The 1063-nt window shown below is 35.7% G+C and carries 1 protein-coding gene; it reads right to left on the reverse strand.

Going from position 1 to position 1063, the window contains the following annotated elements:
• Positions 1 to 146 precede the first annotated feature (146 nt).
• Entirely contained in the window at positions 147 to 665 is a 519-nt protein-coding gene (locus ACFIK4_RS03015) for a Rha family transcriptional regulator (RefSeq protein WP_375635162.1), read from the reverse strand.
• Positions 666 to 1063: the final 398 nt, after the last annotated feature.

The following is a 1063-nucleotide window of genomic DNA, read 5'->3' on the forward strand; positions in this document are numbered from 1 at the left end:
TCAGGAATACGGTGGATTTCATCTGTGAGTTCATATTTTTTGGATACATTTTTAGTGGTCATAGGTAGCTCCCTAATCTAATATTTAAACAAATTTTTGAATGAAAGAATTTTAAAGAGGGGCGCCCCCGCACCGCCGCTGCTGTCTTATGCTGCTTTTGCAATAGCGTTTGTTAAGACACGCTTGGCTTCTGTCGTAACCAATTTGTAGTGATCAAGCTCTTTTTGTAGATCATTTACATACGATAAACGCGCAGCAATCATTCCCAAAACTTTACCAATTCCCTCAGGAGCTTTTAAACTTTCATAAGAAAATAAATCATTATCTCTAGAGAATAAATCATGATTTTTTGATTGGCTTTTTAATTCATAAAAAGCTTTAACAAGCGCCTTTTTAAATGCACGCACCGTGTCATTATTGCGCATATATGTCATGAGCAAAGTTGCTTGTGATTCATTAAGGATGGCAACTTCTCTCTTTTGTATTCCACCCTTGGTTTCAAAGGGTAGCATTTCAAATGCGACCCTTCCAAGTTCTTCAAAGTCTTTAATATTTTGACGAACCAACTGTATAACTGTTTTGTGCTTATTACCTACACCCTCTGCAATTTTCAAAGAAGTTGTGACAGCAATACCAGCATTGTTGATTGTTACTAAATTGTTCATAGGGAACTCCTACATGTTTAAAATTTCTATTGACACTCTAAAAGAGTGCCGGGCGCTAGAAACACGGCATGTAGTCCGTCGTCACGCCTTTCCCATAAGGGTATTGTATAGCGTAACCACACCCGACAAAATCGTTATATGCCAATAATAGCATAAAAATAAAGCCAAATTTTGAAGCAGGAAAAGATTGTTTCGTAATCTATTCGCTACATGTTTAGTGTTTCTAGCACTTAATGATTCGTTTAACAGAATGACCTTTTAAAGTCAATACGTATTTTTTATTTTTTTCATTTTTTTTCATTTTGATACCTACCTAGTTGAATACCAAGTGCTTTCTCTAGCTCGTTGTCTATATCATCATAAGTTTTCACTGCTTTAACTGTACGTTTTTTGATTTC

Origin of the sequence: Bartonella sp. AP9QHHD (genome assembly GCF_042195625.1) — a bacterium.
In the GTDB taxonomy this organism is placed as follows: domain Bacteria; phylum Pseudomonadota; class Alphaproteobacteria; order Rhizobiales; family Rhizobiaceae; genus Bartonella.

Bases quoted from the DNA above. Each gene is read 5' to 3' on its own strand.
- ACFIK4_RS03015 (WP_375635162.1), bottom strand. From the start codon at position 665: ATGAACAATTTAGTAACAATCAACAATGCTGGTATTGCTGTCACAACT.